This is a genomic window from Pseudomonas sp. BMS12 (genome assembly GCF_001592875.1).
GTDB lineage: Bacteria > Pseudomonadota > Gammaproteobacteria > Pseudomonadales > Pseudomonadaceae > Aquipseudomonas.
In genome coordinates, this window is sequence record NZ_LSOF01000025.1 from 1 (window position 1) to 8,385 (window position 8,385).

The 8,385-nt window shown below is 64.8% G+C and carries 8 protein-coding genes; 6 read left to right on the forward strand and 2 right to left on the reverse strand.

All coding sequences use genetic code 11. The features are described 5' to 3' along the window. The coding region (locus AYB31_RS20005; RefSeq protein WP_177332318.1) for a 2-oxo acid dehydrogenase subunit E2 at positions 1 to 1,043 on the forward strand (1,043 nt) is incomplete at its 5' end. A gap of 401 nt (positions 1,044 to 1,444) precedes the next feature. Here AYB31_RS20005 and AYB31_RS20010 read toward each other — a convergent pair. Then, positions 1,445 to 1,933: a hypothetical protein gene (locus AYB31_RS20010; protein ID WP_236715588.1), complete on the reverse strand. Its 489-nt coding sequence runs from the start codon at positions 1,931 to 1,933 to the stop codon at positions 1,445 to 1,447. A 120-nt stretch (positions 1,934 to 2,053) separates the two neighbouring features. Between AYB31_RS20010 and AYB31_RS20015 the strand changes: the two genes are divergently transcribed. The 3 genes from AYB31_RS20015 (at position 2,054) to AYB31_RS20025 (ending at position 5,732) form a co-directional block, all read left to right on the forward strand. Next, positions 2,054 to 4,747: a bifunctional diguanylate cyclase/phosphodiesterase gene (locus AYB31_RS20015; protein WP_068830780.1), complete on the forward strand. Its 2,694-nt coding sequence runs from the start codon at positions 2,054 to 2,056 to the stop codon at positions 4,745 to 4,747. 118 nt (positions 4,748 to 4,865) lie between these two features. Further along, positions 4,866 to 5,513, forward strand: a complete 648-nt coding sequence (gene msrA, locus AYB31_RS20020; protein ID WP_068830781.1) for a peptide-methionine (S)-S-oxide reductase MsrA — start codon at positions 4,866 to 4,868, stop codon at positions 5,511 to 5,513. Positions 5,514 to 5,540: 27 nt separating this feature from the next. Further along, positions 5,541 to 5,732, forward strand: coding sequence for a putative motility protein (locus AYB31_RS20025; protein ID WP_068830782.1), 192 nt, complete (start codon positions 5,541 to 5,543; stop codon positions 5,730 to 5,732). Here the strand turns inward: AYB31_RS20025 and AYB31_RS20030 are convergent. Further along, positions 5,729 to 7,384, reverse strand: a complete 1,656-nt coding sequence (locus AYB31_RS20030) for a phytoene desaturase family protein (protein ID WP_068830783.1) — start codon at positions 7,382 to 7,384, stop codon at positions 5,729 to 5,731. The genes AYB31_RS20025 and AYB31_RS20030 overlap by 4 nt on opposite strands. Positions 7,385 to 7,509: 125 nt before the next feature. On the opposite strand from AYB31_RS20030, the gene AYB31_RS20035 reads away from it, so the two are divergent. Continuing rightward, positions 7,510 to 8,043, forward strand: coding sequence for a PadR family transcriptional regulator (locus tag AYB31_RS20035; protein ID WP_068830784.1), 534 nt, complete (start codon positions 7,510 to 7,512; stop codon positions 8,041 to 8,043). 73 nt (positions 8,044 to 8,116) lie between these two features. Continuing rightward, positions 8,117 to 8,385 (forward strand): DUF3391 domain-containing protein (locus AYB31_RS20040; protein WP_153020759.1); only part of this gene is annotated, 269 nt, incomplete at its 3' end.

The following is an 8,385-nucleotide window of genomic DNA, read 5'->3' on the forward strand; positions in this document are numbered from 1 at the left end:
CGGCCGCGGCCGCACCGACGGTGCACACCACGCCGCCGGGCGCCAAGCCGGAAGTGGCCGCCGAAGTCGGCGCCATCGCCGCACTGTCTGCTGCCGCCGCAGCTGTCGCCGCACCAGCCCGTGACGCCAGCAAGGTACACGCCGGCCCAGCTGTGCGCATGACCGCCCGCGAGTTCGGCGTCGACCTGGCCGCCGTGACCGGCACCGGCCCGAAAGGCCGCATTCTCAGGGAAGACGTGCAGGCCTACGTCAAAGCCATGCTGCAACAGGCCAAGTCGGCCCCAGCTGCTGGCGCCACTGGCGGCGCCGGCATCCCGCCGATTCCGGAAGTGGATTTCAGCAAGTTCGGCCCGGTGGAAGAAGTGGCAATGACCCGCCTGATGCAGGTCGGCGCCGCCAACCTGCACCGCAGCTGGCTCAACGTGCCGCACGTCACCCAGTTCGACAGCGCCGACATCACCGAGCTGGAAGCCTTCCGCGTGGCGCAGAAGGCCGTGGCCGAGAAGGCTGGCGTCAAGCTGACCGTGCTGCCGCTGCTGCTCAAGGCCTGCGCCCATCTGCTCAAGGAACTGCCGGACTTCAACAGTTCGCTGGCACCGAGCGGCAAGGCGATCATCCGCAAGGGTTACGTGCACATCGGCTTCGCCGTGGATACGCCGGACGGCCTGCTGGTGCCGGTGATCCGCGACGTCGACAAGAAAAGTCTGCTGCAGCTGGCCGCCGAAGCCGCCGAACTGGCGGACAAGGCGCGAAACAAGAAGCTCTCGCCGGAAGCCATGCAGGGCGCCTGCTTCACCATCTCCAGCCTCGGCCACATTGGCGGCACCGGCTTCACGCCGATCGTCAACGCCCCGGAAGTGGCGATCCTCGGGGTCAGCAAGGCGACCATGCAGCCGCTGTGGGACGGCAAGGCCTTCCAGCCGCGCCTGATGCTGCCGCTGTCGCTGTCCTACGACCACCGGGTGATCAACGGTGCCGCCGCCGCGCGCTTCACCAAACGTCTGGGCGACGTACTGGGTGATATTCGCACCCTGCTGCTGTAACCCATCGAGTTGTGCTTTGGAGGCATCGACGCCTCTCTCCCTCAGCCCCGCCGCTTGGCGGGGCTTTTTTATGCGCCCGTAACTCCATACGACTGACTCACTGCATGGCCTGGGCGCGCCCATCAGCCGCAGGAAAGGTATTAGCCGCGCCCCAGAGACAACACAGCGCGTCGCGGCCAAGGCCCCTCCTACAAAGCCCCGAGACACATAAAAAGATCCGTATTCGTTAAATGTTGATCTGCACGAACGCTTTGTGGGAGCGGCTTTAGCCGCGATGCTTTTGAGTTGCTCTAATCGCGGCTAAAGCCGCTCCCACTAGAGCAGATTGGCAGTGGCAAGCACGGAAACAGAGCCATAGAAAAGCCCCGCCGAAGCGGGGCTCTTGTAGCAGCCAGCGACTCTCAGTTCTTCTGCAGATTGCGAATCAGGAAGCTGATCGCCTTGGCCAGGTCGGCCGCACCCTGGTGATCGCGCAACACGGTGATCCACGGACTGCCATCCCCGGGATTATTGAGCACGCAGGTGATACCGCTGGTCGGGCAGTTGTAGTGGATGTAGGGATCGACGCCAAACACGGACAGGCGCTGATTGCTCACCGCCAGGCTCTTGCTCTGCTCAGCGCGGGTCTCTTGGCGCAGCAGCAGTTCGCCGGGGCCGGCGACACTCAGCTGATAGCGCAGATCGCTGCGCTGCGCCGGCGCCTTACCGACCTGATAGCCGGCACGCAGGGCGTAGGTATCGAGCAGGGCATTGCTGTGCGCCAGCAGCGCCTTGCGCTCGTCATTGGTCAGATACAGGCGCTTGAGCTCAGCCAGATAGCGCGCCTGCTCCTCCCCGCCCAGCTGGGCCTCACTGGCCTGAGCCGGGGCCGTACCGCCCAAGCTCAGCATCAGTAATAACCCGCTCAGTCTTCTTGTCAGTCCCAGCCGCATGATGCACCCTTGCCGAACATGATTGATGTGACAGTCTCTTAGCCTGCCTCAGGCAGCATACTGGAAGCCAGTGGTTCGATGAAAAGCCATCCCGATGCCGCCAGCCGTTCGGCAGCTGAGGTTGTGACGCAGTTGCCAGTGCCCTCGCGCCTGGGAATGCTGCGCTTCGAACGCATTAATGAACCCAGCTGGACCCTGCTGTTTCTCGACCCCGCCTGTGAACGCCAGCTCGGTGTCAGTGCCGGCGAACTCTGCGCCCTGCTCGACTCGCCCTATGCCAGCCTGATGGAGCCCGAGGCGCGTTACCGCCTGCATGACGACATCCAGCAACAGCTGGCCGCCGTGCAGCACTACTCCGTACGCTACCGCCTGCATACCCCCAACGGCGCACTGCACCTGCTGGAGGTCGGCGAGTCCTTCCTGCAACGCGGACGCCATCTGCTACGCGGCTATCTGCTGGTGACCGCCGAGGCCGGCGAGAACCAGGCCGAACAGCGTCTGCAGGACCTGGAGGAGCAGAACACCCGACTGCAGACCTCGCTGGAGCTGTACCAACACTCCCAGGAAGAACACCTGCAGCACCTGATCCGCTCGCGCGCCCAGCAGAGCCTGATCGTGCGCCTGGCGCGTCACCGCTATAACGCCCTGGACCCGCTCAAGGAGGCCGCCGAGCTGATCACCCAGGCTGCCTGCGACGCCTACGACGTGGCCCGCGCCAGTATCTGGCACCTGATCGGCGAACGCCTGGAACCGGTAGCCATGTACCGCCGCGACATCGATCGCCATGAGCTGCCGGCGCCTATCGATGCCAGCCTGTTTCCGCGCTACCTGGCCGCCCTGCACAGCGGCCGCGCCATCGATGCGCACAACGCTCAGCGCGACCCGCGCACCAACGAACTGACCCGCGGCTACCTCAAGCCCCTGGGCATCAGCGCCATGCTCGACGCCAGCATCCGCCTCGGCGGCGAAGTAGTCGGTGTGCTGTGCCTGGAACATGTCGGCGCCGAACGTACCTGGCAGGCTGACGAGATCGCCTTCGCCGGCGAGTTGGCCGACCAGTTCGCCCAGGTCATGAGCAACCAGCAGCGGCGCGACGCCACCAGCGCCCTGTACCTGTTCCAGCGCGCCGTAGAGCAGAGCGCCAGCGCCTTCCTGCTGTTCGACCGCGACGGCCTGGTGCAGTACGTCAACCCCAGCTTCACCGCCATCACCCAGTACGGCGCCGAGGAGGTGCAGGGCCGGCGCATCTCCCAGCTACCGGCTCTGGAGAACCTCGGCGAGCTGCTGTTCGATGCCCGCGCCGGGCTGGCCGAACGCAACAGCTGGCAAGGCGAGTTCCGCAGCCGGCGCAAGAATCTGGAACCCTACTGGGGCCAGCTGTCGATCTCCAAGGTACACAACGACGATGGCGAACTGACCCACTACATCGGCATCTACGAAGACATCACCCAGAGCAAGCTGGCCCAACAGCGCATCGAGCGTCTGGCCTACAGCGACAACCTCACCGGCCTGGGTAACCGTCCCTATTTCATCCGCTGCCTGGAGGAACGCTTCGCCAAGTGCGACGAAGGGATGTTCAGTCTGCTGCTGGTGGACATCGACAACTTCAAGCGGATCAACGACAGCCTCGGCCACCAGACCGGCGACAAGCTACTGGCCAGCCTGGCCCGACGCCTGCGCAACAGCCTGGACAAGGACACCACCCTGGCGCGCTTCGCCAGCAACGAGTTCGCCGTGCTGCTCGACGGCGCTGGCGAAGTCGCCGGCCTGCAGCTGGCCCAGGATCTGCTCGCGACCCTGGACAAGCCGCTGTTCGTCGACAACCAGCTGATCAACGTCACCGGCTCGGTTGGCCTGGCCTGCGCCCCGGCCCATGGCGACGACCCGCACATCCTGATGAAGCATGCCGGCCTGGCCCTGCACAAGGCCAAGGCCAACGGCAAACACCAGGTTCAGTTGTTCACCGAGGCGCTCAACGCCGAGGCCCACAACAAGCTGTTCGTCGAGAACAACCTGCGCCGCGCCCTGACCCAGAACGAGCTGGAGGTCTACTACCAGCCCAAACTGTGCCTGAAGACGGGCCAGTTGGTCGGCCTGGAGGCCCTGCTGCGCTGGCAGCACCCGGAGCGAGGCATGATCAATCCCGACCAGTTCATCGGCGTGGCCGAAGAAACCGGCCTGATCATCCCTATCGGCAAGTGGGTGGTACGCCAGGCCTGTCGCGCCAGTCTGGAGCTGGCCGCCCTCGGCCTGGGGCAGATTCAGGTGGCCATCAACCTCTCGGCCAAGCAGTTCACCGATCCCGATCTGGTCGGTTCGATCGCCGCCATCCTCAGCGAGGAGCAGCTACCACCCCATCTGCTGGAAGTGGAGCTGACCGAAAGCCTGCTGCTGGAAGGCAACGACGACACCCGCCAGCAGGTGGCAAGGCTCAAGGCCCTGGGCCTGACCCTGGCGATGGACGACTTCGGCACCGGATACTCGTCGCTGAGCTACCTGAAGAAATTCCCGATGGACGTGATCAAGATCGACCGCAGCTTCATCAAGGACATCCCGGAAAATCAGGACGACATGGAGATCACCTCGGCAGTGATCGCCATGGCCCACAACCTCAAGCTCAAGGTGGTTGCCGAAGGCATCGAGACCGCCGCACAGCTCGCGTTCCTGCGCCGCCAGCAGTGCGACGTCGGCCAGGGCTACCTGTTCGACCGCCCCATTCCCGGCAGCCAGTTGACCGAACGCCTGCGCCGCTACCCCTGTCGCGGCGCATAACTCGCTGGCGGAGCGGTACTGAAGGCAGTTGTAATTTCCACCGGGCGGCGACGTCTATCAATCAAGCCGTAGCGAGGTAAGCTAGCCCTCGCCTTCATCACCGTAATGGGAAACGATCATGGTCCTGCGCTCGCAAATTCTCGCCCACAAGCTCGAACTGCCTACCGCCGAACAGGCCCTGCCCGGCCGTGCCGAGGCCCTGCCGGTACCCGCGCAGCACCATGTGAATGGCAACGCACTCAAGCCGCCCTTCCCCGCCGGCCTGCAGCAGGCGGTATTCGCCCTGGGCTGTTTCTGGGGCGCCGAGCGACGCTTCTGGCAACAACCCGGAGTCTGGAGCACGGCGGTCGGCTACGCCGGCGGCCACACGCCGAACCCGACCTACGAGGAGGTCTGCTCCGGCCTGACCGGCCACACCGAAGTGGTACTGGTGATCTTCGACCCGCAGCAGACCAGCTACGCGCAACTGCTCAAGGTGTTCTGGGAAGCCCACAACCCGACCCAGGGCATGCGCCAGGGCAACGACATCGGCACCCAGTACCGCTCGGCCATCTACTGCCAGGATGCCGCCCAACTGCAGGCGGCACAGGCCAGCCAGGCGCAATTCCAGGCCGAACTGGAGAAAGCCGGCCTCGGCCCCATCACCACCGAAATTGCCGACGCCCCGCCCGTCTATTACGCCGAGGCCTATCACCAGCAATACCTGGCGAAGAACCCCGGCGGCTACTGCGGCCTGGGCGGCACCGGTGTGTGCCTGCCGGACTGACGCTGGGCATATGAAGAGGACAACGTCATGGAACTGAACATCAGCCAGGTCTCCGCGCAGGCATCGGCGCAAGCTTCTGCCCAGGCCTCGCTTCTGCTGTTGAAAAAGACACTGGAGCTGCAGGCCAGCAGTGCCGCCAGCCTGGCTCAACTCGCTGCGCCGGCCAGCACCGCGAGCAATCCGCCCAATCTGGGCAACAACGTCGATCTAATGGCCTAGCCCTCGGCGCCCGCCACCTCGGAGCGGGCGTCCCCGCCCTGCGCCGGCTTCCAGTCCTTCAACAATCTGGCCACCTGATAACCGCGCCAGCCCAACATGCACGAAGCAGTCAGCACGCCAGCCATCAGCGCACCGCCGACCCCGGCGGTGACGGTGTCGGCGCCGGTCAGATAGAGGCCCTTGATCGGCGTCTGGCTGTGGATCCAGTGCTGGTCGAAGCGCTGCACCGTGTGGTCGATGCCGTAGATCTCGCCCTGCTCGTTCCACTGGAACCATTCGGTGGACAGCGGCGTGGCCAGCTCGCAGAAATCCAGCGCGCCACGCAGTTGCGGCTGATGGCGGTAGAGGGTTTCCAGCAGGTGCTCGGTGAGCTCGGCCTTGAACGCCTCGTATTCGGCGCCACGCTTGCCCCAGGTGCTGCCCTTCCAGCGAGCGAACCACTGCGGCAGGGTTGGCGCCACGATTTCCACCGTCGCCTTGTGCGGGTAATGGGCATCCCAGGCCGGGTCCTTGGCCGAAGGGAAGCTGATGTAGATCAGCGGCATCGCCGGACTCTGCCCGCTCTCGAAACTGCTGACGTTGTGATCATGGTCGTGGCCCGGGTAGACCCAGTAGTTGGTCTTCGGCAGACCCAACTCGGCCGCACTGCCCTTGAAGCCGGCGTACAGGCACAGGCTGGCGGCCGACAGTTCGACCTTCTTGAGCGGTGCCAACAGACCATGCTCGCTGGCCACCTGGGCATCCAGCAGGCGGGTATAGGTGGGTACCAGGCCGGCGCAGCTGACGATCTGCGGCGCGCGGATCTCCACGCCGTCCTTGTGCATGCGCACACCGACCGCGCGACCATTCTCGACCAGGATCTTGTCCACCCCGGCGTAGGTGAACACATTGCCGCCGGCCGCCTCGATCAGCGGGATGATGTGCTCGGATATCTTGGTGGCGCCACCCACCGGGTAGTTGCCGCCGGTGATGTAGTGCTTGGCGACCATGGCGTGCATGACGAAGGCCGCCTTGGCCGGCGGCAGGCCATAATCGCCCCATTGTGCGGTGAGCACGCCGATCAGCTCCTGGTTGCTGGTCAGGCCCTCCAGCACTTCGCGGGTGCTCTTGAAGAAATAGGCCGGCAACCACATCCGCCGCAGCCTGGCGTAGAGCATGCCCAACGCACGTGGCATGGCCTGGCCGGCGAAGAAGCGCGGCACCCGCGCACTGACTTCGCTGAGCAACTCGACATAGCGGTCGATGGCCACCGCCTCGTCCGGGAAATGACGCTTGATCTCTGCCTTGAACTCCTCGCGCCCGGCCACGTAGTCGTAGGTCTTGTCGCCGATGACGATGCGATCGTAATGGGCGTCCATCGGCGCCCACTCGATCTTGCCGTCGCTGATCACGTCGAACACGCGGCGGATCACCGACCAGGGCTTGTGCACCTCGCCGATGTAGTGCACGCCCACGTCCCATTCATAGCCCTCGCGCTCGTAGCTGTGGGTGTAGCCGCCGGCGGTGTAGTGCTGTTCCAGCACGCATACGCGCTTGCCCAGCTTGCTCAGCAGCGCGGCGGCGGTGAGGCCGCCGATGCCGGAGCCGATGATGATGGCGTCGTAGTCGCTGCCGAGCAGACGCTGACGGAAGCGGGTACCGGTGCGTTTCATGGGAGACTCCTGCGTTATTCTTGTTATGCAACTTTTTGCATACTAGCAGCCCATCAAAACCATGCAACTTTTTGCATAGCCCGTATACTGCCGCGCATCGCCTAAAGGCCCCGCGAAGCCCATCCATGTCGCTCAAGCACGCCATCCTCATTCTCCTGGAAAGCGAACCCGGCAGCGGTTACGACCTGTTCAAACGCTTCAAGGAGGGCCTCGGTTACTTCTGGAACGCCAAACACCAGCAGGTCTACCTGGAGCTGAAAAAGCTCAATGAAGCCGGCTGGCTGGAATTCGAGGAGCACGCGCAGGAAACCCGCCCGGACAAGAAGATCTATCGCCTCACTCCGGCCGGCCATACCGAACTGCTGCGCTGGCTGGGCGAGCCTGTGCAGCCGAACAAGATCAACGACGCACTGCTGGTAAAACTGTTCGGCGGCGCCCACACCAGCCTGGACAACCTGCGCGCGGAGATGGACCGCCACCTCGCCGTGCACCGCAAGACCCTGGACAGCCTGCTGAGCATCGAGCGCGACTACCAGACCCTGAGCGCCGAGCGGCGCCAGGCCCTGCGCCTGCCCTACCTGACCCTGCGCCGCGGCATTCTCGGCGAGCAGGCCTGGCTGGCCTGGGCCGAGGAGGTCGCAGCAGAACTGGAGCGCTGAACGCCGCACAGCTGTCAGCCCGGAGGCAAAACGCTAGACTGCCAGCAAATAGCCAGCAGTGTTCGAGCCCTGCATGCCCGCCACCACCCTGTACATCTCGCCCGAGCAACTCTGCGTGGGCCTCTACGTTCACCTGGATCTGAGCTGGTGGGAGCACGACTTCGCCTTCAGCCATTTCCGCATCAAGGACGACGCCCAGCTCCGCGCCCTGCGCGCACTCGGCCTCAAGCAGCTGCGCTACGAACCGGCCCGCAGCGACTGCGAGCCACTGCCACTGCAGCCGGCCGAACCCGCCGCCGAGCCGCAGGAGCCGGCGCCACCGGACCCCGCCGAACAGGCCCG

Excerpts from the sequence above, each read along its gene's own strand:
- AYB31_RS20010 (WP_236715588.1), bottom strand. The coding sequence starts at position 1,933 with ATGCTGAGCTTGGGCGGTACGGCCCCGGCTCAGGCCAGTGAGGCCCAG.
- msrA (WP_068830781.1), top strand. The coding sequence starts at position 4,866 with ATGGTCCTGCGCTCGCAAATTCTCGCCCACAAGCTCGAACTGCCTACC.
- AYB31_RS20030 (WP_068830783.1), bottom strand. The coding sequence starts at position 7,384 with ATGAAACGCACCGGTACCCGCTTCCGTCAGCGTCTGCTCGGCAGCGAC.
- AYB31_RS20015 (WP_068830780.1), top strand. The coding sequence starts at position 2,054 with ATGAAAAGCCATCCCGATGCCGCCAGCCGTTCGGCAGCTGAGGTTGTG.
- AYB31_RS20025 (WP_068830782.1), top strand. The coding sequence starts at position 5,541 with ATGGAACTGAACATCAGCCAGGTCTCCGCGCAGGCATCGGCGCAAGCT.
- AYB31_RS20035 (WP_068830784.1), top strand. The coding sequence starts at position 7,510 with ATGTCGCTCAAGCACGCCATCCTCATTCTCCTGGAAAGCGAACCCGGC.